Origin of the sequence: Campylobacter sp. W0066.2 (assembly GCF_024723515.1) — a bacterium.
Lineage (GTDB): Bacteria > Campylobacterota > Campylobacteria > Campylobacterales > Campylobacteraceae > Campylobacter_D.
The window spans coordinates 18,652-43,592 of record NZ_JANQCV010000009.1; the positions used below are offsets into that span (position 1 = coordinate 18,652).

Here is a 24,941-nt window from a genome sequence, read left to right on the forward strand (position 1 = left end):
TTATAAGAAAAAAAGTTAAGTAATGTATAAATGTGAGAATTTTATAAGCATTAGTTAGTAATAAAAATATATAATTTTTAAAATTTCACTTAAGGAAAATGAATGAAAAAAATCATCGCAGGAGTTGTAGTAGTAGTTTTACTAGCTATAGGATTTTTTACCTCAGCTTCTTACATTAACTCTATCAATGGAAAAATATTTGCTCAAATGAGCCAAGATACAGCATATTATAGTGTTGAAGATGCTAACTATACTAAAGGGCTTTTAAACTCCAAAGGAAGTTTTATAGCTACACTTAATGACTTGCCTTATAGTTTTAAAGTGAATGTGGATTTTTCTAATAATTTTTTTGCAAGTAATAATGCCATCGTTTCTATTTTAAATGAAAATGAAGAGTTAAAAGGCATTTTCCCAAATGAAGAAATCTTTAAAATCTTAGTTAGTGTAAAAGGTGGAGACATTAACATCAACGCAAAAATAAACGATATCAATTTTACCCGCAATAATACAAATTTAGTTTTAAACAATACATCTTTTAAGATTAGAGGTTCTGAGGAATTTGTAAAAAATATGGAGCTTAATCTAGGTTATGTTTTATTAGAACAACTATCTCATGAAGAAAAATTAGAAGCAAAAAATATCAAAATTTCTGAATTTCCTATACAAAAATTAAGTTTTAATGATATCTTTAGCCCTAGTAGAAATAGTGAGCAAAATATAAGCATTGATAGTGCTAATTTTATAAGTTCTATTGCTTTTAACTTTGATAAATTAAAAATTTTTGCAAAAACAGCTCAAAATGCTCAAAATGATTATGATAGTGTTTTAAAACTAGATTTAGCTAAATTTAACCTTGCAAATGAAAACTTTATGTTAAACAACATTAATTTAGATATGAATTTTAATAATCTTTCTAAAAAAGCTTATGATAGCTTAGTGCAAAACTCAAATACTGATATTTTTTCTATGATGCTTTTAGCAAGTCAGTTTTTAAAAGTAAACCCACAAATCATCTTAAATAACCTAAGCTTTGAAAAAGAAGGTAAAAAATTTGACGCAAATGGGCAAACTATTTTCACTGAAAATAATATAAAATCACAATTGCATGCAAACACTGAAATTCTTCCTAGTCAAATTTGGCCTGATTTTGCAAATTTTGATACTTATTTTGTAGATAATAATGGCTCTTATGTGCTTGATTTCATCTATGATGATTCTAATAAAAGTGATATTACAGCTATCATTAATGGTGAAAGACTTGCCATAAATCCACAATGACAAATTTAAGCTTAACTTTTCGTCCTAAAACTTTAGATGAGGTTTTAGGACAAGAAAATTTAGTAGAAATTTTTAAAAAATTCATACAAGTTTCAAAACTCCCTCATAGTGTATTTTTTGGCCCAGCAGGTTGTGGGAAGACTTCTTTTGCAAGGGCTATAGCGTATGAGTATAAACTTGATTTTTATGAGTTTGATGGAGGAAATTTTAAACTTGAAGAGCTTAGAAAAATACTAAGTAATTATGAAAATTCTTTATACAAACCTTTGATGTTTATTGATGAGGTGCATAGGCTTTCAAAAACCCAACAAGAAATGCTTTTAATCCCTTTGGAAAATCAAAAATGCCTTTTCATAGGCGCAAGCACTGAAAACCCTTATTTTACTTTAACTTCAGGCATAAGAAGCAGAAGTATGCTTTTTGAATTTAAAGGTTTAGAGTATAAAGACTTAGAAAAACTTGCCACAAAAGTGCAAGAAAAACTCCAATGTAAAATCGATGATGATGCCAAAGACTTTTTAATCACTTCTAGTTCAAATGATGCAAGAAGCTTTTTAAATTTATGTGAGTTTGCTTTGGCTTTAGATAGCACTCATATCACGCTTGAAACTTTGAAAAAATTAAGAGCAAATGTTTTAAGCGATGGCACTTCAAGTAAAGACACACACTATAAACTAGCTAGTTCTATGATAAAAAGCTTAAGAGGAAGTGATGTAGATGCAAGTTTGTATTATCTTGCGATGTTGATCGATGGGGGCGAAAGTGCGGATTTCATCGCTAGAAGATTAGTGATATTTGCAAGCGAAGATATCTCAAATGCAAACCCACAAGCACTTAATCTAGCCACAAGCACACTCATAGCAGTAAAAAACATAGGTTATCCTGAAGCTAGGATCATCTTAGCTCAATGTGTAGTATTTTTAGCAAGTTCGCCCAAGTCAAACTCAAGCTATCTTGCTATAAATGAAGCGCTAAATTATGTGCAAAACAACCCCGCATTAAAAATACTTCCTTATCTTGATAATAACAACCCACAAAGAAAAAACTACCTTTACCCGCATGATTTTGGTGGCTGGGTTAAGCAAAGATACTTAGAAAAAGATTTGAAATTTTATTATAGTAAAGGTATAGGTTTTGAAGCGCAGCTAGACTTATGGCTAAACGATATGAAAAAAGTTAAAAAGTGATTTTAAGCACAATATAAAAATATTTTTATATAATTTTTATTTTGTGGTTCCGTAGCTCAGTTGGTAGAGCACCACCTTGACATGGTGGTGGTCGTTGGTTCAAGTCCAATCGGAGCCACCATTTTTTATTTCTTTCGATTTCTTTAATTTCCAAAAAATGCTTTCAAAATGCTATATATAAACAAACTAAATGATCTTTGATTTCAATTAATTTCTTTTGTGTTATAATTATTTTCAATTAATTAAGGTCATTATTAGGGTTCTTAAAACCTAATAGGGTTCTTTAAAGGAAAATAATGGCAAACATAGCAAAACAAAGCTTACAAGATAAAAATATTAGAAATTTAAAACCTAGTGATAAACGATACAAAAAAGCTGTAGGTAATCCAAAAGAGCTTTAATTTTTGTATATCCTAGTGGCCAAAAAACTTTTAGTATTAAAATTAATGACAAATACACAAAACTTAAAGAATTTAGAGAAGGAATTTATAGTGTAGCTGAAGCTAGAAAAGAAGCTATTCAGTTTTTAAAAGAATTTGAAAAATGTAAAGATATACGGTTACTAAAAAATGGAAATGATAAATATAAGTTTAAAAACTTATTTATTCTTTATATAGATCAAAAACAAAAAAAATGTCTTAGCGATAGCTATGTTAAAAAAATTATACAAATGGTAGAAAAATATCTCATGCCAAGTTTAGGAAATTTAGATGTAAAAAACATAAAATATAGTGATTTATTATCTATATTTAATGCTATTTATAATCCAAATAATCCTTATACAAGTAGGTTAGAAACCATACACCGTTTAATCAATCATGTTCAGGGTATTTTTAGAATAGCCTTAAAAGATAGATATATTGATTTTGATCCTAGCGATGGCTTAAAAGATAACTTTGCTTCCCCTAAAAGATTTCAAAACAACCATAATATAGATACAAGATCCCTGCCTTAATTCAATCAGAAGATTTAAAAGAATTTATTCAAGATCTAAAGCAAGATAATAGAATGGAAAAACAAACAAAAAGGGCTTTGTATTTACAAATTCTTAGTATCAATAGACCTTTTAACACTGCTAGTGTAAAATGGGCTAATATTGATTTAAAAAACAAATTTGGACTATACCAGTAAATGAAACAAAAACAAAAATTGCACATGAAATTCCACTTACAAAAACAATGATTAAGGTATTAAAAGAGCAATTTTTATTTAGCGGAGAAATTAGCGATTTTGTTTTTCCTGCACAAACCATACAAGGACATATTAATAGAGATAGCATAGGTAAAGCCATTAAAAATTTAGGAGGTAAAAATAAATGGCACAAGCGAGCTAGTTCTCATGGTTTTAGAGCTACATTTAGAACTATTTGCTCTCAACATAAGGCAGAGCTCTTAATTAAATATTAGCGAAGAAGTTATTGAAAGCATTTTAGCACATAAAGAACTTAATCAAATAAAATTTTCTTATGAAAGAGAAAAAGCAACCATCATTCAAAAAAGAAAACTTTTACAATGGTATGATGATTATTTAAATAATTTAGAATTTTTAGGAATATAAATATATTATATTTTATTTCTCATAATTATTTTTATACTCTTTTTAATTTCGTTAAAAAGAGTATAAAACCTTAATATTACAGAACTTGAAACAGATTATAAAATTTTCTTTTTACTTTCTGTAGGAAAATTATCCATAAAATCAAATTTTTAGAATGTTTAACATAATTTTTTTAAATATTCAATACTTCTTTACCTTTATAAAAGCTTTCCTAACTCATTGTAAAGCTTAAGAATTCTAAGCCTTTTATTCATTTCTATCTCTTTAGTAAATAAATCATACTTCAAAATAAAATTTACCTTTTATAATTGCTAAAATGTCTACACAATCACTAAATTCGCTATTATAAAATTTTATTTCTTCTCCACTCATAGTTTTAAGTATTATTTTATCAAACTCATGAAAATATTGAACTATAAGAATATTTTCTTTGTAATTAATGATGATTTTATCTCCATTTTCAGCATTTTTATTACTTGATACAACTAAAATATCACCATTTTTTGCATAAGGCTCTAATTCATTATGTTTTACTTTTAAAAAACACAAATCAAAATATCCCATACCATCAAATAAATGATTTAAAAATAATGATTTTATATTAAATGTTTCTAAATATTTTCCATCTATATAGTTTTTAACTCCATCACATATAGCACAAATACTTTCTTCTATTTTCTTAAATTCAAGTTTTTTACTTATATCTATATTGTATTTTTTAAAGGCCTCACTTAGCGTCATATCAGAATCAAAATATTCAAACCCTATCCCTGTTGCTTGCAAAATTTTCCATTTTGCACCTTGAGTAATGGAGTTTACATTGTTTTCATAAGAATTGATACTACCTTTCGTAATACCTACTTTTTCTCCAAATTCTCTTTGGCTTAATCCGTAAGCATTACGCAAATCTCTTAATTTTTCACCTATCGTTTTCATAAAATATATTCTACAATAAAATAATTTTAAAGAAAATAAAAAAATTTAATGATAATTATTGACAATTTTTAGAAAATAAATTATTATTTTATGAAAATATAAAGGATAGTACATGCAAATTATAGAACCAAAAAACAAAAATTTTTTAACCCCTAAGCAATTAGAATGCGAATTTGGAATTAGTCTTAGTAAACAATATAAAATGCGTATGCAAAAAAATCAAAATCAAGCTAACTCCTTGCCTTTTATTAAATTAGGAAAAACAATTCTATATAAAAGAAGTGAGATTGAAATATGGCTAGATAAAAATGAATTCTATAAAGAGCAACAAGCTACTACTTGATATTGTTTTTGAAAAGAATTTTAAGCAAGTAAATATAGAAAAACTAGAAAATATTGATTTTGAATGGTTGATAGATAGTTTTCTTGTAAAACAGTCTTTAGTAATGTTTTATGCTAGTGCAGGAAGTGGTAAGAGTTATTTTATGTTATATTTAAGTAAATATCTGCTTGATAATAACAAAGTAGATCGTATATTTTATTTTGATGGCGACAATAATGAAAGAATATTGAAAGAACGAAAAGGAAGTGAATTTTTAAAAAGTTCAAATTTTTATTATTTTTTTTCTAACAATACAAATAAGTTTAGTCTTTTTAGAGATTTAAAAAACACATTAATTGTAATTGATAGCATTAGAAATTTTATTCAAGATGATTTTAATAAAGACTTTACAATGATTAAGGTTTTTGATGAATTGCAAAAAATAAGAGATAATGGAGCTACTATTATTTTTCTGCATCATCAACCAAAACAAAAACCAGATGAAAATAATAAAGCTTACAAAGGTGCAACAACTTTTTTAGATAGTGTGGATGAAGGATATTTTTTACATAAAAAAGATATTAAAGCAGATGAAGAGTTTGTAATTCTTTTAGAGCCTCAAAAAAGAAGATTTGCTACAAAATCTCAGGCATTTAAAATAAACACATTAAATTTAGAATTTGAATTTGTGGATTATTTAGAATTTGCAGAAAATCATAAAACACAAATTACCCTTAATCTCGTTAAAGAAATTCTTAATGAAAACAAAAATGGTATTTGTCAGCAAGATTTAGCAAGTAAAATCAAAAAGAAAATTGAACAAGATTATGTAGAAATAGTAGGTAGAAATGCTTTATGGAAACTGCTAGATAAATATAAAAACATTTATTGGAGTATTTTTTATGAAGCACAAGAAAAAGGTGGAAAGAAGAAAATTTTTAAGATATTATAATTAATCTTAATTTGATAGTTCTTTAAGTAAAACTATTCGCTCATACTCAAGAACTATCACATGCTAACAAAAATCAAAATAACCTACCTTGCTTTTCACCTCTCATATATTCAACAAACATTTCTTCATTTATATTTTCTTCAACCACTCCATTTTCACATTTCCATATTTTCCAATCATCACCGATTTTCACGGGAAGGTAAAAAATATACCCTGTTTTTTCACTTGCATAAATATAAGCTTCTTTTAGTTTTTCAATTTTTTCTTTATATGAAGTCTCATCTATATTTGAAGAACTACTTTTATTTACACTTTTTACTTCAAAAATATGAATTTTATTTTGCTTATCTTTAAAGATAAAGTCAGGATAACTTGTGTGTTTTCTTGTGTGATAATAATCAAATTTAATATTTGATTTATCTATGAAATTCTTACCAAATAAAGAAACTTCTACATTATTAATTTTTATTTTTTTGCAACATATATCTTTTAAATTAGCAAGGATTGTAAACCACCTCTCTTCAGCTTCACTATCAAATTGAAATCTACTCCCTTTACTTTCCCATATCCAATCAGTAAATATAACTGAACTTCCATTGCTATCAAAAAAACTATAAATATCATCTCTTAATTGAACTTCAACTACATCTCCATATTTTTCATAATCTTCAACAACAGAACTTACCTTATTGCTGATATTATCTAAATTAGCATTAAATACAAACCATTTATTAAAATCTGTAACAAAATCTCTTTGCTTTTCTTTTACTTTATCACTACAAGATTGAAATTTTTTATAAGCTTTAAAAATAGACTCATTATAGTATTCTATATCATTGTTGATACAATCTGATATATCTATATCATCTAAAGCAACCTCTCTAAGAACAGTGATTTTAAATGGAGCAAATTCTTTAATTATTTCGTTTTCAAATAAACCTTTATTAATTTCACCCTTTAATTTTACTATTGCGCGTTTATTTTGATCTTCTTTAGGTTTTATACCATAAACATAAGCTGTGCTAAAAATTTCTTGAGTATTTTTATCTAATTTTTCAAAATATGTTAAACAAGGATTACGCCTTATACGCCCAATAACTTGCTCATCAAGTTGTTTAGATTGTGAATTTCTAACTTGATAAAGCATACAAGCTCTAGGCATATCAAAGCCTTCTGTTATAACCATTTTAAAGATTACAACGTCAATAGGAAAATCATTTTGTTTAACATAGTTTTGCCACAGGCTTTTATTTTTTACTTTTTCTAATCTACTATTACTTTCATAGCCATTTTCTTTTTCTACAAAACATACCCATTTTAAATCTTTTTCTTTTAAAACTTTTTTGATGATTTCCATTTCATATTCTGCATTATTTTGATTAGAAATTTGTATTATAAAAGCAGGAACTATCCCTTCTTTATTATAAACTTCTTTAATGCTTTTAAATTTATCTAAAGCTTTGCTTAATCCACTTTCTAAATCTTCTTCATCTTCTATATATTCTACTTTTTTAATCAAATTTGCACTAACAGCGTCATTTTCTGATATACAAACATCAAATTGATCATTTTTAGGAGTAGCTGAAAAATTAATAACTTGAGTAAAATAATTTGATAACTCATTTAGCTGATTTGTAGCTATATGGCTTTCATCTCTTATTAAAATTATTTTTTTACCTAGATTCTTACAAGTTTCTAAAAATACTAATAAGCTTTTTTCTTTATTAATTCTACTTGCTTTAGTATATTGTGAGGTAGGTAAAACAAACACATTATGATTTATATCAATATATAGACTATATTCTGTATTTTTTGTATTTTCTGCACCACTGCTAATGTAAAAAGGGTTTAATTTTGTAAAAGTATTTAAAGATAGATTTGCAAAACTTTCAAAATTTTGTCCTGCTAATTTTCCTTTAGAAAGAGTAGAAACTATAAAGATAAAATCATCATCAATTTCTAGCATTTTATTCATCAAGCTTGCCATCATGTATGTTTTACCACTTCCAGTGGGTGCTTTTAAGGTGATATTTTCTTTCCCTTGTATAGCTAAATTAAACAAGGAATTTACAGCTTCATTTTGTAATTCTACAATTTCTTGTTTCATCATTCACCTTCTATTTTTCTGCAAGTTAGCTCAAATTCTTTGCATATCCATTCTATTTTATCATGGATATTTTCAAAATCTTTTCCATAAAGTTTTTCATCTATTTTTTCAAAAACTGAATGATCGCTTGAAGCAATACTTTCAATTTCACTAACTTCTAAGCTATCTCCATAAGGAGTATTTTTTTCTAACCATTTAAAATCTTTACTTTCATCATAACATTCTCCACTCATGATTCTTTTTAAACGCTTTGAAGTAACATCTAGGGCAATTCCATTTGGATTTAAATCTGTTACTTCATTATTAGTAACTAAAATAAATTGTCTATTACCACCATCTTGTTTGTTTAACTCTAAGACAGCATGCCCTGTTGTTCCACTACCTGCAAAGAAGTCTAGAATAATATCATTTTGATTTGTGTTTGTGGAGGTTTCACAAATTCTCTTAATTAAATCAACAGGTTTTGGATTGGAAAAAATACTTTCACCTTTATCATTTTTAAATATTTTATTTAAATATTCTCCTGCAGAAAAAGAACTTCCTAAATTTTCAAAAAAACTTGTCGGTGTAACAGGTCTTTCTTCATTAATAAAAATTTTAATTTGGGGTACAGAATCTTTATTTTTCCCGTAATAAATTCTATTATCATCATCTAACGCCTGAAATTCTTCTTTTGTAATTCTCCAAACTCTACTATATTTTTTTCCACTTGGGGTTTCAATTTCATAATATTTTAATGAATTTTTATTACCTTTCATGCTAATTGAACCTGCTTTAAATTCCCCTCTAGGATCATTATCTAAATTCTTATATTCATTTTCAAAATTTGGTAATTCCAAAAATTTATTAGTTAAGAATAAATCGTAGTTTTTTGCATAACAAATAATAAATTCATGGTCTTTTCTAAAATTCTTTGTTATTTTCATTGTACCACCAGAAGAACTATTTTCTTCGATTTTTCGCCATATTAATGTGCTAACAAAATTTCCTTCTCCAAAAACTTCGTCAAACAAACATTTAACATAAGCTTGATTTCTATCATCAATACTACAAAAAATAGCACCATCATCTTTTAAAAGTTGTCTTGCTAGTATTAATCTTGGATAAAGCATGGAAAGCAAATTATCTCTTGTGATTGCATTATTGTAATTAGTTTGCGCAAATGCCCCTAAATGATCTTTGCCATAAGGTGGATCTATATAAATTACTTTAATTTTGTTTTTGTAGTTAATTAAAAGATTTAAAAGAGCAGGATAATTATCGCCTATTATAAGTTTATGAGTAATTCCACCTTGATCAAAACTAAGATTTTCATTCTTTTTTAAATATCTTATTGTTTGTCCTTCGTTTTTCTCTAAACGCACATCAAAATGAAAACCTGTTCTTTTATAAGTCATGCCTAGAGCTGATATCTTTAAAACTTCTGTTTTGTTTTCTGCATTATCGATAAGTTTTATTAGAAAATCTGCATTTTCTTTTTCTAATATACCATTACTTGCACGATCTAAAATTTTTATTTTTTCTTCTTCTTTTAATTCTTGCAAGCTTTGCAATTCATTTCTTTCCATTTTACGCCTTTCTTAAATATTATCTAATAAATTAATATTCATTTGTTGAGTAAAATCATGATATTTATTTTGTGAAATTATAATAAAAATACATAAGATAATTATTTAAAATATTTTTAGATATACATAAAAATTACAAATCATAAATTAAAAAAAATTAATCTCAAAAAATCATTTTTTCTATGAGCCTCGCAGAGAATATTTTGTTATTTACTTAAAAAATAGTGTCATTTTTTGGAGTAAATAGCTATCTTCTTTTACTAAAATTTTCATCTTAATTTTTATATTTATAAGACAAAATATTTTATACTTGTAATTAAATAAAAATCAAAAAAGGAATGTTATAAATTTTAATTATCCAAATATAAAAAGACTAGAATCTATTTTAAATGAAACATCATTTCATCAAATTTATAATTTATAGATAAATAAACAAATTTCTCACTATGCTTTAAAAATATTAGAAAGATGGGCTGAAAAATATCCAAATACAATTAAAACTTTAGGAATGTCAGATCTAATGACTTTGGTATTACCACAGGAAAAAATGGAAATTGAAATTTTATCTAGTGCAAATTCAAAAAAACAAATAGAAAATGGTTTAACTACTATGGAAATATTACAAGAAATTGTAATTAATATAATACTACTATAAAATGTAGCTTTATTCTCTTTTTATAAAAATTAAAAAGAGAATAAAAAGAACCAAAAAGAAAAATAAAAAATTTTCTTATTAAATTATCAGGATAAAAAGTTATAATAATCTTATCAGAGGAGGATAGTGGCGGAATGAGACCCTCCCTTTTTTATATTTTAAATAGGGTTCTTTTTGGGGTTCTTTAAAAAATATAAAAAACTGTAAATATCTAAAAATAAGCCTTTATAAATATTAGTTAAAACTCAATCAGACCATTTTTTATTACATATACTTTAACAAATTCGTAAATTCTTGAATTTCTTTTTCTTGATCTAAGATGATTTTTTTCGCTATATCAGTAATAGTTTTGTCTTTAGAATAAAATAAAATTTGTTTTGAAGCATCTACCGCGCCTTGATGATGTGTTATCATCGCTTCTAGAAAGTCTTTATTGATATTTTTACTTTCTTTAACCGAACTCATTAAAATCATCATTTTTTGCATTAACTCTTTTTCTTCTTGGACAAATTTTTTATAAGTTTCTTCATCAATTTGAGTTTTTGTATAAAGATTTTTATCTAAAATTTCTTGAAATTCTTGGATTTCCTTTTCTTGAGCTTTGATGATATTTTGAGCGATTTTTTTCATCTCTTCACTTTTAGTATGTTCTAATAAAAGCTTAGATGAATCAATAGCACCTTGATGATGTGGAATCATATTAGCTAAAAAATCTCTTTCTATATCATTGCTTTGTACTAAAGGATTTTTCATCATAGGTTCATGCATACTCATCATGATTTGTGATGAAATACTTCCAGAAGCTCCATGATGAGCATGGTGAGAATTTGCAGCAAATAAAGCACTTGCTAAAACTAAACTTGAAACTATAGTTTTTATTTTCATTTTTTTCCTTGACTTTTAATTTAAAATCAAAAATATATAAAAATATCACAAACTAAAATTAACAAAAAAATTCAATTTTTTTTTGTTATAATTTATTTAAAAATACACAAGGATGGAAAATGCTTAGAGAACTACTTGAGATAAAAAAAGAAATGGAACCTATAATTCATGATTGTTCAGTAAAAATTCAAGTAGCCGCAAGAGAAGTAATCGTAAGAAAAAGAGAATATGAAATTTATGGGCCTATGATAGATAGAGTATATCTTGATAATGCCATTTATATTAAAATTTTTGGTAGTGGACGTGATACAAAAAGCACAAAAGTAGATATTAAAAACGGCCTTTATATGGTGTATGTAGCTCCTGATAAACCAACTAATCAAGAAATCATGAATAAATTAAAAATCGCATTTGAAAGTATAGATAATAAATTCATTTCAAGAATTTTAGAACTCAATAGAAGAATGAAAGAAGTGATTAATAAAACCCAAACAACCCTAGCAAAAGCATCTAATATGAATGTTTTAATAGAAACTAACCTAGGCGAAGCAAGTGCTGCACATAAGTTTGTAATCACTATCAAATATTTAAAGGATAATCAAAAATTAGAATTAAAAAATTCAAAATCTGCAGGTAGCTTTAGAGATACCAAAAATCACATCAACCTAGTAGTAGAAAAAAGCACTGATTCAGCAGTATGTGAAAAACTTTTACATGATGTTGAAATTTATTTTATAGGAAATGGAAAGTAAAATTACTTTTTCACTCTCAAATTTGCTAAATGTGTCAAAGCCACTGCGATAGCATCTGTAATATCAAGTGGCTTAATATCTTTTGAAATTCCAAGCAATCTTTTTACCATGAAAGCTACTTGCTCTTTAGTAGCTTTTGCTTTACCTGTTACGGTTTTTTTCACTTGCAAAGGTGTATATTCTGCAAATTCTCCATGAGTTTGTAAAATTTTTAAACTCAAAGCTCCACGAAATTGAGCTAGTTTTAAAACCGTTTTTGGATTATAAGCAAAAAATATATCTTCTATAGCTACCTCATCAAATTGATGATTTTTAAAGATTAGATCAAGCCCTTCACATAATTCTGTGATTTGATACTGCAAATCATTAGGTTTGATTTTGATAAGACCTGCTTCTATGAGTTGATTTTTATTATTAATTCTTTCTACAATAGCATATCCACAATACCTAGAACCAGGATCTATCCCTAAAACTTTCAAACTTTTCACCTTTTTATTCACATAGATGTGAAATTTAAATTTTTATGTGAATAATTTTAACCATTTTTTATAAAAAATAAGCTAGAATTTTAAGTTTTACATCATAATTTATAAGAAAAATAATGAATATAAAAGATTTTTTACTTGAATTTAAAACTGAAATTAGCAATAACGAATACAATACTTACATTTCTCACTTACAATTTAGTGAAAAATTAAGTAAAAATAATATCTTAGTATTTATAGCACCAAATCATTTTTTGGCTAAATTTATACAAACAAAATACGCACAAAAACTAGCTTATTTTTATGAAGTAAAAACAGGGATTAATCCTCAAGTTAAAATCATCACAAATGATCAAAAGATAGAAAAAAAACATTTTTCTACAGATATTTCACAGATTAAATTTCAAAGCACTATTTTAAATCCTTCTTTTACTTTTGAAAGTTTTGTTGTAGGAGATTCTAATCAATTTGCCTATGCAACTTGCAAAGCCATTACCGATAAAAGCAAACTTGGAAAATTATACAATCCTATCTTTATCTATGGCCCCACAGGACTTGGAAAAACTCACTTGCTTCAAGCTGTCGGAAATGTGTGTTTGGATAATGGATATAAGGTTATTTATGCTACAAGTGATAATTTTATCAATGATTTTACCATGCATTTAAATAACAAAACCATGAGTAAATTCCATGAAAAATACAAAAATTGCGATGTTTTGCTCATCGATGATGTGCAGTTTTTAGGTAAAACAGATAAAATTCAAGAGGAATTTTTCTTTACTTTTAATGAAATCAAGGAAAAATTTGGACAAATCATCATGACAAGTGATAATCCTCCAAATATGTTAAAAGGTATAACAGAACGCTTAAAAAGTCGTTTTGCAAATGGGATCATTGCAGATATCACTCCACCTCAGCTTGATACAAAAATCGCAATTATCAAGAAAAAATGCGAATTTAATGCTATTTATCTTAAACCTGAAGTCATAAGCTACATCGCTACTTCAATGGGAGATAATATCCGAGAAATAGAAGGCATGATTACAAATTTAAATGCCCAAGCAAGACTTTTTAACCAAGAAATCACTTTAGAAATCGTTAAAAGCTTTATGAAAGATCACATTAAAGAAACAAAAGAAAATATCAGTGTTGAAGATATACTTGCTGATGTTTCAAAAAGCTATAATCTTAAACCTAATGATATAAAATCAAATAAAAAAACACAAAATATCGTTATGGCAAGAAGGGTTGTGATATATTTAGCAAGAGAACTTACAACTATGTCTATGCCTCAGCTTGCTAGATTTTTTAATATGAAAGATCACACCGCCATTTCACATAATATTAAAAAAATTCAAGAACTAATGAATGAAAATGAAAACTTAAAAGCCATAGTAGAAGAATTAAGAAATAAAATTTTGACAAAAATAAAAAGCACCCTGTGAATAAAAGTGAAAAACAAAAAATTTTATTCTATGAGTAAAATTTCTATAAAAAAAGACTTTTAAAAAGCATTTCACATTTTCACATTGCCTATTATTATGATAAAATAAATTTAAAAAACAAAGGAAGTAAAAATGAAAATTAGCATTAATAAAAACACTTTAGAATCTGCCATAGTTTTAACTAATTCTTATGTAGATAAAAAAGACTCAAGCAATATAGCTTCTCACTTACTTTTTGAAGTAGTTGAAGATAAATTAATTATAAGAGCAAGTGATTATGAAATAGGTATTAATTATAAAATCAAAAAAATCAAAGTTGAAAGTGCAGGTTTTGCAACTGCTAATGCTAAAAGTATTTTAGATATTATAAAAAGTTTAAATAACGAAGATGTAGTCTTAGAAACCATAGAAAATTTCCTTTTTATTAGACAAAAAGGAACTAAATATAAACTTCCTATGTTTAATTATGAAGATTTCCCAAATTTCCCAAGCACTGAAGGAAAAGATAAATTTGATATTGATTCAAGTGATTTAAGTAGATCTTTGAAAAAAATCCTACCTGCAGTTGATACAAATAATCCAAAGTATTCTTTAAATGGTGCTTTACTTGATATAAAAACTACTCACATTAGTTTCGTAGGGACAGATACTAAACGCTTAGCAGTTTTTACGCTAAATAAAACAAATGAAAAAGAATTTAACCTTTGTATTCCTAAAAAAGCTATTTTAGAAATGCAAAAAATCTTTTTTGAAAAAATTGAAATTTATTATGATGAAAATATATTAATTGCAAAAAATGATAATTTTGAATTTTTTACAAAACTTATTAATGATAAATTCCCTGATTATGAAAGAGTAATTCCAAAAAATATTACAAAGGAATTTATTTTTAAAACTGAGGAATTTATGGATGCATTGAAAAAAATCAATGTAATCACTGAAAAAATGAAATTAAATTTTCATAAAGATAAACTTGTATTTGAAGGTATTAGTTTAGATAATATGGAAGCAAAAACTGAACTTGAAATAGAACTTAATATAGATGAGGAATTTAATCTTTGCATTAAAAATAAATTCATCACTGACTTTTTAAATTCTATTGAAAGTGAAACATTCAAACTTAGCATAAATGAACCTCATATGGCATTCTTAGTTTCAAGTGAAGAATTACAAACTGTAATTATGCCAGTTATTTTATAAGGAAAATAAATGCAAGAAAATCAAAATTATAGCGCAGGAAATATTAAAGTTTTAAAAGGCTTAGAAGCTGTTAGAAAACGCCCTGGTATGTATATAGGTGATACCAATATAGGCGGTCTTCATCATATGATTTATGAAGTAGTGGATAATTCTATCGATGAAGCTATGGCAGGTTTTTGTGATACGATCAATGTAGAAATTACCACAGAAGGTTCTTGTATAGTAAGTGATAATGGTAGAGGGATCCCTGTGGGAATTCACCCTACTGAAAATATCCCTACTTTAACTGTAGTTTTAACCGTACTTCATGCAGGTGGAAAATTTGATAAAGATACTTATAAAGTTTCAGGTGGTTTACACGGGGTTGGTGTGAGCGTTGTAAATGCTTTATCAAAAAAATTAGTTGCTACAGTACATAGAGATGGAGAAATTTACAGACAAGAATTTTCAGAAGGTAAAGTCACAAGTAATTTTGAAACCATAGGTAAAAGTAAAAAAACAGGAACAATCATAGAATTTTGGCCAGATGATCAAATTTTTGAAATGACTGATTTTGATTATGAAATTTTAGCAAAAAGATTTCGTGAACTTGCATATTTAAATCCAAAAATTACTATAAATTTTAAAGATAATCGCGTAGGAAAAGCAGAAAGCTTTCATTTTGAAGGTGGTATAAGTCAGTTTGTTACAGATTTAAATAAAAAACAAGCTTTAACTAAGGCAATATTTTTCAATGTAGATGAAGAAGATGTAAATGTTGAAGTAGCATTGCTTTATAATGATAGTTATAGTGAAAATTTACTTTCTTTTGTAAATAATATCAAAACTCCAGATGGTGGAACGCACGAAGCAGGTTTTAGAATGGGCTTAACTCGTGTTATTAGTAATTACATTGAAGCAAATGCAAGTGCTAGAGAGAAAGATTCTAAAATCACAGGTGATGATGTAAGAGAAGGTTTGATAGCAGTTGTAAGTGTAAAAGTACCTGAGCCACAATTTGAAGGACAAACTAAAGGAAAATTAGGTTCAAGTTATGTTAGACCTATAGTTTCTAAGGCTTCTTTTGAGTATTTGACAAAATATTTTGAAGAAAATCCTATTGAAGCAAAAGCTATTATGAATAAGGCTTTAATGGCAGCTCGTGGTAGAGAAGCAGCTAAAAAAGCTAGAGAGCTAACAAGAAAAAAAGAAAGTTCAAGTGTAGGGACTTTGCCAGGAAAATTAGCTGATTGTCAAAGTAAAGATCCAAGTGAAAGTGAAATTTATTTAGTTGAGGGTGATAGTGCAGGAGGTTCTGCAAAACAAGGTAGAGAAAGAACTTTCCAAGCGATTTTACCTTTAAGAGGTAAAATACTCAATGTTGAAAAAGCAAGACTTGATAAAATTTTAAAAAGTGAACAAATTCAAAATATGATCACAGCCTTTGGTTGTGGGATCGGTGATGAGTTTGATATAGAAAAATTAAGATATCATAAAATCATTATTATGACCGATGCTGATGTGGATGGTTCTCACATACAAACTTTGCTTTTGACATTTTTCTTCCGTTTTATGAATGATCTTGTAACAAATGGACATATTTATTTAGCTCAACCACCTTTATATCGTTATAAAAAAGGTCAAAAAAAAGAAATTTATCTAAAAGATGAAAAAGCTTTAAATGATTATTTGATCGAAACAGGCATAGAAAGTTCTACTTATGAGGGTGTAGGATTAAATGATTTAAAAGATTTCCTAAAAATCGTTGCAGCTTATAGAAGTGTTTTAAAAGAATTAGAAAAAAGATTTAATGTGATTTCAGTGATTAGGTATTTGATAGAAAATCCTGATTTAATAAAAACTTCTAATGAAGAATTATTTAAAGTCATAAAAGAATTTTTAGAAAAACAAAATCACAATATCTTAAATTCATATATCAATGAAAATGAAATTCGTGTTTATGTACAAACTGAAAATGGTTTAGAAGAGCTTATCATCAATGATGATTTATTTGCTAATCCTTTATATGAAGAAGCAAATTATATTTATCAAAAAATCAAAGATAGAGATTTAAAATTTGATAAAGATATTTTAGAAATTTTAGATGAAGTTGAAAAAAATGCTAAAAAAGGTGCTTATATACAACGCTATAAAGGTCTTGGTGAGATGAATCCTGAACAACTTTGGGAAACAACTATGGATCCAAGTAATCGTCGTTTGTTAAAAATCACCATAGAAGATGCTCAAAGAGCAAATGATACTTTCAACCTTTTCATGGGTGATGATGTAGAACCACGCCGTGAGTACATACAAGCTCATGCTAAAGATGTTAAACATTTAGATGTTTGATTTTTAAAATGAAAACTTTTTTACAAAATATCCCAAAAGTAGAATTACACTTACACATTGAAGGCTCATTAGAGCCTAAAATGATGTTTGAATTAGCTAAAAGAAATAATATTGCTTTAAAATATAAAAGCGAAGATGAGATAAAAAAAGCTTATAATTTTTCAAATTTACAAGATTTTTTAGATATATATTATCAAGGTGCAAATGTCTTACAAAGCAAGCAAGATTTTTATGATTTAACCTTTGCTTATATGAAAAAATGCAAAGAGCAAAATGTAGTTCATACTGAAATTTTTTTCGATCCTCAAACTCATACTGCTAGAAATATAGCTTTAAAAGATGTTATAGAAGGAATTTGGCAAGCTTTACAAAAAGCAAAAGAAGAATTTGGAATTTCAAGTTTTTTAATCGCTTGTATTTTAAGGCATTTAAGTGAGGATGAGGGTTTAAAAACTTTAGATGAACTTTGTTTATATAAAGATAAAATCAAAGCCATAGGACTTGATAGTTCTGAACTGAATAATCCTCCTTTTAAATTTAAAAATTTATTTCAAAAAGCCAAAGAAGAAGGCTTTTTATTAGTTATGCATGCGGGTGAAGAAGGAAGTAGTGAGTATATCAAACAAGCTTTAGAATTTGGTGTAAGTAGAATAGATCATGGCATAAGGTGTGAAGAAGATTTAGAGCTTGTAAAACAATTAGTAAAAAGTCAAATTCCACTAACAATATGCCCTTTATCAAATATAAAATTAAAAGTTTTTCAAAATATGCAAGAACATAATATTTTAAAACTTTTAAAACAAAATCTCTGTGTTTGTGTAAATTCAGATGATCCAGCGTATTTTGGAGGATATATTTTAGAAAATTTTATAGCCTTAGATGAAGCTTTTAAACTTAGTAAAGATGAGGTTGAAAAACTTTGTATTAATGCCATTAATGCTTCTTTTTTACAAGAAAATGAAAAAGAAAAATTGATAAAACAAATTAAGGCTTATGAATGAAATATAGTTTTTTAGATTTAATTAAAGAGGTTTTAGAAAATTGTGAATTTCCACTTAGTGGCAATGAAATTTGGAATTTAGCTTTAAATAAAGGCTATGATAAAAAATTACAAAGCTACAAAGATGGAAATTTGACTAAAACTCCTATTCAAAGTTTATTAGCAAAAATTTATACAAATTTAAAAAAAGAAAATTCTATTTTTTTAATAACAACAAAAAATCCAACAAAATTTTGGTTAAAATCTCGTGAAAATGAACTAAATTCTAAAAAACTAGAAAATATACAAAAAAATGAAGAAAAACAAAAAACAAAAAATTATTTTCATGAAAGAGATTTACATCCTTTAGTTGTTAAATTTTTATATGATAATGCGAATTTTAATCTTTTTAGTAAAACTATTTTTCACGAAAAAAGTATTAAAGCTAAAAGTGGAGAAAATGAATGGATACATCCAGATATAGTTGGAGTGCATTTTCCGTTTAAAGATTATGAAAATGATTCTTTTGAACTTTTTAAAAATTTAAACCAAATTTCTTATAAACTTTATAGTTTTGAGCTTAAATTTAAACTTGATTTTTCAAATTTAAGATAATATTATTTTTAAGCTGTAAGTAATTCTAGTTGGGCTAATGAAGGATATTTAATAACATTAGAGTATGATGAAGAAATTTTAGATGAGCTTTGGAGATTAAATAATGCTTTTGGCATAGGTTTTATAAAACTTGATGTTAATGATTTAAATTCTTCTCAAGTAGTAATTCCTGCAAAAGAAAAATTAAATTTAGATTTAAAAACTTTGGATTTATTAGTGTATAAAAATAAAGATTTTAAAAATTTTATAGAAAATATAAATAAAGATATAAATGTAGGTGATTACAATCGCATAGGAATTTCATTTTATGATGAAATTTTAGAAGATGAAGAGATGGAAAAATATATAATTAATAAAAAAATTATAATAAAGGAAAAACAATGAGATATGGTGAAAAAGAAATCAAAGAATTTAGTGTAGAAAATATGGAAGTTTGGCCAAATGATGCTAAAAATGATTATGTGATTAAAATCACTTTGCCTGAATTTATGTGTTGTTGTCCGCGTAGTGGATATCCTGATTTTGCTACAATTTACTTAGAATATATTCCAAATAAATTAGTAGTAGAACTTAAAGCAATCAAACTTTATATCAATACCTTCATGTATAGAAATGTTTCACATGAAGCAAGTATTAATGAAATTTACAATACTTTAAAAGAAAAACTTGATCCAAAATGGATAAAAGTAGTAGGCGATTTTAACCCTCGTGGTAATGTGCATACCGTGATTGAATGCAGATCTGATTTAGTAGTTCCACAAAATTAAGTTTTTATTAAAAATAAAAGGATATATTATATCTTATTTAAAGGAGGAAAATATGAAATTAAAATTATTTAGTTTAGTTGCAAGTGTGGCTTTGGTTTCAAATTTAGCTTTAGCAGATGAAAATTCAGGTTTGCTTTTAGGTATTGATGCAGGATGGTTTCATACTAAGGTAAAATCTGATCTTGATCATACTAAAAATAATAAAAAATTCAATGGTGATTTAGAAGGTGATGTTCCTGTTTTTGGTTTAAGAGTTGGTTATCGTTTTAGTGAAAACCATAGACTTTATGGTGCTTATAATTATTCAAGCGAATTTAGTGATGTAATCAATACCACAAGTTTTAAAATTGATGGAAAGTTTACTACACATAAGTTTTTACTTGGTTATGATTTTACTCCAAAAATCTTTGAAAAAACAAGAGCAGTTTTAGGTGTATATGGCGGTTATGCAAGAACGGATATGACTTTAAAAACAAGTATATTATCATTATCTCAAGACTTTGATGGTTATACTTATGGGGCAAAAATCGGTGCTTTATATGAATTAAATCAAGCAAATGAAATTGAGTTTGGTTTTAAAGCCGAACAAACTCACTACGATACAAGAAATTTCAGCACTGCTAATTCATCAAACTTTTATGATCCTAAACAAACAAATTATGGTTTATATCTAGGATATACTTATAAATTCTAAGGAGAATATATGCCAAAAGATGCAAATGGAACTGAGCTTAATGCAGGTGATAGTGTAAGTGTTGTTAAAGATTTAAAGGTAAAAGGTGCAAGTACTACTTTAAAGCGTGGCACGACTATAAAAAATATTAAATTAACAAACAAAGACACTGAAATTGAAGCTAAGATAGATAAATTTGGTGTGATTGTTTTAAAAACTGAATTTCTTAAAAAAATATAGTAAAAATTCCCAATCAATCTTGGGAATTTTCTTCTTGATAAACACAATGCTTAAAAATAAATTGATGTTCCTCAGGCAAGTTCTCAAATAAAGCATTTGCGAGTTGTCTTATTTCCCAAAGGGCTGATTTTGAGCTTCTTAGAGTGATAAAATTTTGCAAACTTCTTGCATTAATTGTTAAAGTTAATTCTGTTTTATAGCTTTCTGGTAAGCAGTATTTTGCTATGTCTAAACTAATACTATTTTGCAAAATCAAACGCAGATTTTCTAAAGCTTTGATACTTGCATTATCTACTACTTCATTTCCGGTTAATACTAAGTATCTTTTAGCATTTTCAAAGTCATTTTCTTTAAATTCACTTTCATTTCTTAGTTCTTTTAAGGTATATCTTGTGCTTTTTACACTAGGACTAGTGTGGCGGTGTCTTGCAACTTCTTGTAAGCATGCTCTTGAAATACCTTGTATATAAAAAGTATAGTTTAAATGCTCTAAGGTTGAAGCATGTTTGAATTTATTTCCCACACGATCGATTAATTCTTTATCTTTTTCGCCACCACAATCGCCTTTGTCAAAACTTTGCCAACATGTTCTTGTTGCATGAGAGCATACAGAAAGTGGAGTATGATTTAATAATGTGATTTTCATCAAAAAATTCCTTCAAAAATAATTGAATTTTACACAAATGTTTATAAAAATAAAATTTTTTATTCGTTATAATTTCAAAAAAAAGAAATAAGGTTATTTTATGAAATTAAAACAAACTAAGTATATTTTTGTAACCGGTGGTGTTTTAAGCTCATTAGGAAAAGGTATAGCAGCAGCTTCTATAGCTACGATTTTAAAAAATTCAGGTTTAAAAGTAAGTATTTTAAAAGCAGATCCTTATATTAATGTAGATCCTGGTACGATGAGTCCTTTAGAGCATGGAGAAGTTTTTGTAACTGAAGATGGAGCTGAGACAGATTTAGACTTAGGACATTATGAGAGATTTTTAAATGAGAGCTTATCTCAGGATAATAACTTCACAACAGGTAGAGTTTATCAAAGTGTTATAGAAAAAGAAAGAAGAGGAGATTATTTAGGAAAAACCATACAAGTAATCCCTCATATAGTTGATGAGATAAAAGATCGCATTAAAAAAGCCGGAGTTGATAAAGATATTTTAATCGTTGAAATAGGTGGTACAGTAGGAGATATAGAAGGCTTGCCATTTTTAGAAGCCATTAGAGCTTTAAAGCTTGAAGTGGGTAAATATAATGCTATTAATATTCACTTGACTTTAGTGCCATTTATCAAAGCAGCAGGAGAGCTTAAAACAAAACCAACTCAACATAGTGTGGGAGAATTACGCCGTATAGGTATAAGCCCTGATATGATTATTTGCAGAAGTGAAAAATCTTTAGATAGAGAGTTAAAAGACAAAATCGCAATTTCATGTGGAGTTGAAAAAAATTGTGTTATAGAAAGTGTAGACGCAGCTAGTATTTATCAAATTCCACTAAATTTCTTAAAACAAGATATTTTAAATTCTATTGCAAGTTTATTAGATCTTCAAAATTTAAAGCCAAATATGAACGAATGGGATTCTTTGGTAAAAAGGGTCATCGCTCCAAGTAATGAACTTAGCATTGCTTTTGTAGGAAAATATGTAGATTTAAAAGAAAGTTATAAAAGCTTAACAGAGGCCATTATCCATGCAGGTGCAGCACTTGATGCGAGAGTAAATTTAAAATGGATTGATAGTGAAAAATTAGAAAATGCAAATGTTGAAGAAAGCTTTAAAGATGTAAGTGGGATTTTAGTAGCAGGTGGTTTTGGTTATCGTGGAGTAGAAGGAAAAATCAAAGCCATACAATATGCAAGAGAAAATAAAATTCCATTTTTAGGAATTTGTTTGGGTATGCAGCTTTCTTTAGTGGAATTTGCACGCAATGTTTTAAAACTAGAAGATGCAAATTCTCATGAATTTAATCCAAATTGTAAAAATCCTATCATCTTTTTGATTGATGAATTTATTGACGCAAGTGGAGAAAAGCAAATTAGAACAAGTAAAACTCCACTTGGTGGAACTATGCGTCTTGGAGCTTATGAGTGTCATATCAAGCCAAATACACTTTTAAGTAAGGTTTATGATAATCAAAAAAGCGTAAAAGAACGCCACCGCCACCGCTATGAAGCTAATCCAAAATATAAAGAAATGTTTGAGAAAAATGGGCTTATTATAAGCGGGGAAAATGAAGGTTTGGTTGAGGCTGTGGAGCTTAAAGATCATCCATTTTTCTTAGCAGTGCAGTTTCACCCTGAATTTACTTCACGCTTGGTTAGGGTTAATCCGGCTATTTTTTCTTTTATCAAGGCATCTTTAACAAATCATGCTAAATAAAGTCAAAATAAAAGAAATTTTACACCAGCGTTTTATCAATGATACGCATGTAAAGCTTTGTGATTTACCTATGCCATCTTGTTTAAAAGATGTCTATAAAGGTGCTTTGCGTATCAAAGAAGCGATTGAAAAAAATCAAAAGCTTGCTATTGTTGGGGATTATGATGTAGATGGAGTGATTTCTTGTGTGATTTTATCTGAATTTTTTGATGATATTGGATATGACTATGTGGTAAAAATTCCAAATCGTTTTAAAGATGGATATGGTCTAAATGAAGAAATCATCAATGAACTTAATGGGGTAGATTTAATCATCACTGTAGATAATGGTATAGCAGCTTTTGATGCAGCAGAGCTTTGTTTACAAAAAGGAATTGATTTAATCATTACCGATCATCATATGCCTCCAGCTACTTTACCAAAAGCTTATGCGATCATTAATCCTAAACAACAAGATTGTGAATTTCCTGATATTGAAATTTGTGGTGCTCAAGTGGCTTGGTATTTAGTTGCTGCTATAAAAGAAGTATGTAAGATTAATTATAATATGTGTAAATTTATAGAGCTTTTATCTATCGCAATTATCGCAGATATGATGGAGCTTAGAGATTTAAATAGAGCCTTAGTTAGAAAGGGCATAGAGTGTATTAATGATTCAAAACGAGTTGCATTTAAAGCTATCAAGCAGTATTTTGGTAAGGATAAATTTGAGCTTGATAATATTAGTTTTTTAATTGCACCTTTGATTAATAGCGCAGGTAGAATGGATGATGCAATTATTTCTTATAAATTTTTACATTCTAAAAATATCGATGAGGTTATGGGATATTTAGAGCAAATCATTGCTTATAATAATAGCCGCAAAGATGAAGAACGCGAGCTTTTTAAGCAGTGTTTAGAACAAGTTGATGAAAATGATCCTGTGATTATTGTCAATGGTCAAAACTGGCATGAGGGTGTTTTGGGTATAGTTGCAAGTCGTTTAGCAAAGCATTTTAACAAACCTGCCTTTGTTTTTTCAGAATGTGAGCAAAAGGCTAAAGCTAGTGTTAGAAGTGTAGGTAGGATAGATATTTTAAATATTATAGAGCAAGTTAAAGACTTTGTTTTAAGCTATGGTGGGCATAAAGGTGCAGCCGGAGTTTTGGTAGAGCTTAAAAAATTTGGTGTTTTTAAAAGTAAGCTTTATGAAATTTGTCAAAATATCCCTAAAGATGATTTTTATAATGCTGATGAGGTTTTGGGTAGTATTGACCCAAATGAAGTTGATTTTGAGCTTTTAGAGATATTAGAATTTTTTGAACCTTTTGGGCATAAAAACCCAAGACCTTATTTTAAATTTGATAAGCTTTTTGTAAAAAATAAAAGAAGATTAGGTAAGGAAGAAAACCATATAAAGCTTATTCTAACACAAGGAAATAAGACTTTAGAAGCTTTATTTTTTAACTTTGACTACGAACCAGAAATTGGGGAAAATATCAACTTTATAGCTAGTGTTTCCAAAAATAATTTTAGAGGATTAATCACGCCTCAACTTACTATCAAAGAAATTCTTAGATAATTTATTAACTTATTCACATATTTTTTATTTATAAATTTGCTATAGCATAAGTAATATAAAGGAGT

At 27.2% G+C, this 24,941-nt stretch carries 23 protein-coding genes, 1 tRNA gene and 1 pseudogene; 19 read left to right on the plus strand and 6 right to left on the minus strand.

The annotated features are described in order from the left end of the window. Positions 1-102 precede the first annotated feature (102 nt). From CAMP18498_RS05165 to CAMP18498_RS05190, 6 genes are all read left to right on the plus strand, one after another. The gene (locus CAMP18498_RS05165) at positions 103-1,278 is read left to right on the plus strand and encodes a DUF945 family protein (protein ID WP_337197877.1); all 1,176 of its coding nucleotides are present in this window, start codon (positions 103-105) and stop codon (positions 1,276-1,278) included. Then, a complete protein-coding gene (locus CAMP18498_RS05170; RefSeq protein WP_337197878.1) occupies positions 1,275-2,465 on the plus strand; it encodes a replication-associated recombination protein A in 1,191 nt (396 codons plus the stop codon). The genes CAMP18498_RS05165 and CAMP18498_RS05170 overlap by 4 nt, the downstream gene beginning before the upstream one ends. Before the next feature lie 45 nt (positions 2,466-2,510). Continuing rightward, positions 2,511-2,586, plus strand: a tRNA-Val gene (locus CAMP18498_RS05175). Between the two features lie 492 nt (positions 2,587-3,078). Continuing rightward, the gene (locus CAMP18498_RS05180) at positions 3,079-3,420 is read left to right on the plus strand and encodes a phage integrase central domain-containing protein (protein ID WP_442867720.1); all 342 of its coding nucleotides are present in this window, start codon (positions 3,079-3,081) and stop codon (positions 3,418-3,420) included. Positions 3,421-3,473: 53 nt separating this feature from the next. Continuing rightward, a complete protein-coding gene (locus CAMP18498_RS05185) occupies positions 3,474-3,596 on the plus strand; it encodes a hypothetical protein (protein WP_337197880.1) in 123 nt (40 codons plus the stop codon). Between the two features lie 29 nt (positions 3,597-3,625). Beyond that, positions 3,626-3,871 carry a hypothetical protein gene (locus CAMP18498_RS05190; RefSeq protein ID WP_337197924.1) on the plus strand — a complete coding sequence of 82 codons (246 nt, stop codon included), beginning with the start codon at positions 3,626-3,628 and terminating at the stop codon, positions 3,869-3,871. Positions 3,872-4,298: 427 nt separating this feature from the next. Here the strand turns inward: CAMP18498_RS05190 and CAMP18498_RS05195 are convergent, their stop codons facing one another. Then, a complete protein-coding gene (locus CAMP18498_RS05195; RefSeq protein ID WP_002871903.1) occupies positions 4,299-4,958 on the minus strand; it encodes a helix-turn-helix domain-containing protein in 660 nt (219 codons plus the stop codon). A 112-nt stretch (positions 4,959-5,070) separates the two neighbouring features. Between CAMP18498_RS05195 and CAMP18498_RS05200 the strand changes: the two genes are divergently transcribed. Further along, positions 5,071-5,301 carry a helix-turn-helix domain-containing protein gene (locus tag CAMP18498_RS05200; protein ID WP_337197881.1) on the plus strand — a complete coding sequence of 77 codons (231 nt, stop codon included), beginning with the start codon at positions 5,071-5,073 and terminating at the stop codon, positions 5,299-5,301. Continuing rightward, entirely contained in the window at positions 5,267-6,232 is a 966-nt protein-coding gene (locus tag CAMP18498_RS05205; protein WP_337197882.1) for a hypothetical protein, read from the plus strand. Before CAMP18498_RS05200 ends, CAMP18498_RS05205 begins: the two co-directional genes overlap by 35 nt. A gap of 73 nt (positions 6,233-6,305) precedes the next feature. Here the strand turns inward: CAMP18498_RS05205 and CAMP18498_RS05210 are convergent, their stop codons facing one another. The 3 genes from CAMP18498_RS05210 to CAMP18498_RS05220 form a co-directional block, all read right to left on the minus strand. Then, positions 6,306-8,339, minus strand: coding sequence for a DEAD/DEAH box helicase (locus CAMP18498_RS05210; RefSeq protein ID WP_337197883.1), 2,034 nt, complete (start codon positions 8,337-8,339; stop codon positions 6,306-6,308). Beyond that, positions 8,339-9,907, minus strand: a complete 1,569-nt coding sequence (locus CAMP18498_RS05215; RefSeq protein WP_337197884.1) for a site-specific DNA-methyltransferase — start codon at positions 9,905-9,907, stop codon at positions 8,339-8,341. Before CAMP18498_RS05215 ends, CAMP18498_RS05210 begins: the two co-directional genes overlap by 1 nt. Before the next feature lie 919 nt (positions 9,908-10,826). After that, positions 10,827-11,447 (minus strand): DUF305 domain-containing protein, encoded by a 621-nt coding sequence (locus CAMP18498_RS05220; RefSeq protein ID WP_337197885.1) that lies wholly within the window; start codon positions 11,445-11,447, stop codon positions 10,827-10,829. 119 nt (positions 11,448-11,566) lie between these two features. On the opposite strand from CAMP18498_RS05220, the gene CAMP18498_RS05225 reads away from it, so the two are divergent. Beyond that, positions 11,567-12,199, plus strand: a complete 633-nt coding sequence (locus CAMP18498_RS05225; RefSeq protein ID WP_337197886.1) for a hypothetical protein — start codon at positions 11,567-11,569, stop codon at positions 12,197-12,199. 2 nt (positions 12,200-12,201) lie between these two features. On the opposite strand, the gene ruvC is transcribed toward CAMP18498_RS05225, so the two are convergent. Next, a complete protein-coding gene (gene ruvC / locus CAMP18498_RS05230) occupies positions 12,202-12,678 on the minus strand; it encodes a crossover junction endodeoxyribonuclease RuvC (protein ID WP_039619511.1) in 477 nt (158 codons plus the stop codon). Between the two features lie 122 nt (positions 12,679-12,800). Between ruvC and dnaA the strand changes: the two genes are divergently transcribed. The 8 genes and pseudogenes from dnaA to CAMP18498_RS05270 all read left to right on the plus strand — a co-directional run bounded on the left by dnaA (position 12,801) and on the right by CAMP18498_RS05270 (position 20,931). Beyond that, positions 12,801-14,129, plus strand: a complete 1,329-nt coding sequence (gene dnaA / locus CAMP18498_RS05235; protein ID WP_337197887.1) for a chromosomal replication initiator protein DnaA — start codon at positions 12,801-12,803, stop codon at positions 14,127-14,129. Positions 14,130-14,261: 132 nt separating this feature from the next. Next, on the plus strand, positions 14,262-15,329 hold the full coding sequence (gene dnaN, locus CAMP18498_RS05240; protein ID WP_257904462.1) for a DNA polymerase III subunit beta: 1,068 nt from the start codon (positions 14,262-14,264) through the stop codon (positions 15,327-15,329). Between the two features lie 9 nt (positions 15,330-15,338). Further along, positions 15,339-17,657: a DNA topoisomerase (ATP-hydrolyzing) subunit B gene (gene gyrB / locus CAMP18498_RS05245; protein ID WP_337197888.1), complete on the plus strand. Its 2,319-nt coding sequence runs from the start codon at positions 15,339-15,341 to the stop codon at positions 17,655-17,657. 8 nt (positions 17,658-17,665) lie between these two features. After that, positions 17,666-18,658 (plus strand): adenosine deaminase, encoded by a 993-nt coding sequence (locus tag CAMP18498_RS05250; RefSeq protein ID WP_337197889.1) that lies wholly within the window; start codon positions 17,666-17,668, stop codon positions 18,656-18,658. Next, positions 18,655-19,635 (plus strand): annotated as a pseudogene (locus CAMP18498_RS05255) (HrgA protein). The gene CAMP18498_RS05250 and the pseudogene CAMP18498_RS05255 overlap by 4 nt, the downstream one beginning before the upstream one ends. Continuing rightward, entirely contained in the window at positions 19,632-20,018 is a 387-nt protein-coding gene (gene queF / locus CAMP18498_RS05260; RefSeq protein WP_039617048.1) for a preQ(1) synthase, read from the plus strand. Before CAMP18498_RS05255 ends, queF begins: the two are co-directional and overlap by 4 nt. A gap of 52 nt (positions 20,019-20,070) precedes the next feature. After that, positions 20,071-20,712: an outer membrane beta-barrel protein gene (locus tag CAMP18498_RS05265; protein WP_337197890.1), complete on the plus strand. Its 642-nt coding sequence runs from the start codon at positions 20,071-20,073 to the stop codon at positions 20,710-20,712. A gap of 9 nt (positions 20,713-20,721) precedes the next feature. Then, complete coding sequence (locus tag CAMP18498_RS05270; RefSeq protein WP_337197891.1) at positions 20,722-20,931, plus strand: alkylphosphonate utilization protein; 210 nt, start codon at positions 20,722-20,724, stop codon at positions 20,929-20,931. A 13-nt stretch (positions 20,932-20,944) separates the two neighbouring features. Here CAMP18498_RS05270 and thyX read toward each other — a convergent pair whose 3' ends face one another. Beyond that, entirely contained in the window at positions 20,945-21,577 is a 633-nt protein-coding gene (thyX, locus tag CAMP18498_RS05275; protein ID WP_039617054.1) for an FAD-dependent thymidylate synthase, read from the minus strand. A 100-nt stretch (positions 21,578-21,677) separates the two neighbouring features. Between thyX and CAMP18498_RS05280 the strand changes: the two genes are divergently transcribed. Next, positions 21,678-23,315, plus strand: a complete 1,638-nt coding sequence (locus CAMP18498_RS05280) for a CTP synthase (protein WP_337197892.1) — start codon at positions 21,678-21,680, stop codon at positions 23,313-23,315. Continuing rightward, the gene (recJ, locus tag CAMP18498_RS05285) at positions 23,305-24,876 is read left to right on the plus strand and encodes a single-stranded-DNA-specific exonuclease RecJ (RefSeq protein WP_337197893.1); all 1,572 of its coding nucleotides are present in this window, start codon (positions 23,305-23,307) and stop codon (positions 24,874-24,876) included. Before CAMP18498_RS05280 ends, recJ begins: the two co-directional genes overlap by 11 nt. Positions 24,877-24,941: the final 65 nt, after the last annotated feature.

Coding starts and splice junctions, on each gene's coding strand:
- CAMP18498_RS05215 (WP_337197884.1), bottom strand. CDS start 9,907: ATGGAAAGAAATGAATTGCAAAGCTTGCAAGAATTAAAAGAAGAAGAA.
- CAMP18498_RS05210 (WP_337197883.1), bottom strand. CDS start 8,339: ATGAAACAAGAAATTGTAGAATTACAAAATGAAGCTGTAAATTCCTTG.
- dnaN (WP_257904462.1), top strand. CDS start 14,262: ATGAAAATTAGCATTAATAAAAACACTTTAGAATCTGCCATAGTTTTA.
- CAMP18498_RS05205 (WP_337197882.1), top strand. CDS start 5,267: ATGAATTCTATAAAGAGCAACAAGCTACTACTTGATATTGTTTTTGAA.
- CAMP18498_RS05225 (WP_337197886.1), top strand. CDS start 11,567: ATGCTTAGAGAACTACTTGAGATAAAAAAAGAAATGGAACCTATAATT.
- CAMP18498_RS05170 (WP_337197878.1), top strand. CDS start 1,275: ATGACAAATTTAAGCTTAACTTTTCGTCCTAAAACTTTAGATGAGGTT.
- CAMP18498_RS05165 (WP_337197877.1), top strand. CDS start 103: ATGAAAAAAATCATCGCAGGAGTTGTAGTAGTAGTTTTACTAGCTATA.
- CAMP18498_RS05195 (WP_002871903.1), bottom strand. CDS start 4,958: ATGAAAACGATAGGTGAAAAATTAAGAGATTTGCGTAATGCTTACGGA.
- recJ (WP_337197893.1), top strand. CDS start 23,305: ATGCTAAATAAAGTCAAAATAAAAGAAATTTTACACCAGCGTTTTATC.
- CAMP18498_RS05270 (WP_337197891.1), top strand. CDS start 20,722: ATGCCAAAAGATGCAAATGGAACTGAGCTTAATGCAGGTGATAGTGTA.
- CAMP18498_RS05250 (WP_337197889.1), top strand. CDS start 17,666: ATGAAAACTTTTTTACAAAATATCCCAAAAGTAGAATTACACTTACAC.
- queF (WP_039617048.1), top strand. CDS start 19,632: ATGAGATATGGTGAAAAAGAAATCAAAGAATTTAGTGTAGAAAATATG.
- CAMP18498_RS05220 (WP_337197885.1), bottom strand. CDS start 11,447: ATGAAAATAAAAACTATAGTTTCAAGTTTAGTTTTAGCAAGTGCTTTA.
- CAMP18498_RS05185 (WP_337197880.1), top strand. CDS start 3,474: ATGGAAAAACAAACAAAAAGGGCTTTGTATTTACAAATTCTTAGTATC.
- CAMP18498_RS05265 (WP_337197890.1), top strand. CDS start 20,071: ATGAAATTAAAATTATTTAGTTTAGTTGCAAGTGTGGCTTTGGTTTCA.
- dnaA (WP_337197887.1), top strand. CDS start 12,801: ATGAATATAAAAGATTTTTTACTTGAATTTAAAACTGAAATTAGCAAT.
- CAMP18498_RS05200 (WP_337197881.1), top strand. CDS start 5,071: ATGCAAATTATAGAACCAAAAAACAAAAATTTTTTAACCCCTAAGCAA.
- thyX (WP_039617054.1), bottom strand. CDS start 21,577: ATGAAAATCACATTATTAAATCATACTCCACTTTCTGTATGCTCTCAT.
- CAMP18498_RS05280 (WP_337197892.1), top strand. CDS start 21,678: ATGAAATTAAAACAAACTAAGTATATTTTTGTAACCGGTGGTGTTTTA.
- gyrB (WP_337197888.1), top strand. CDS start 15,339: ATGCAAGAAAATCAAAATTATAGCGCAGGAAATATTAAAGTTTTAAAA.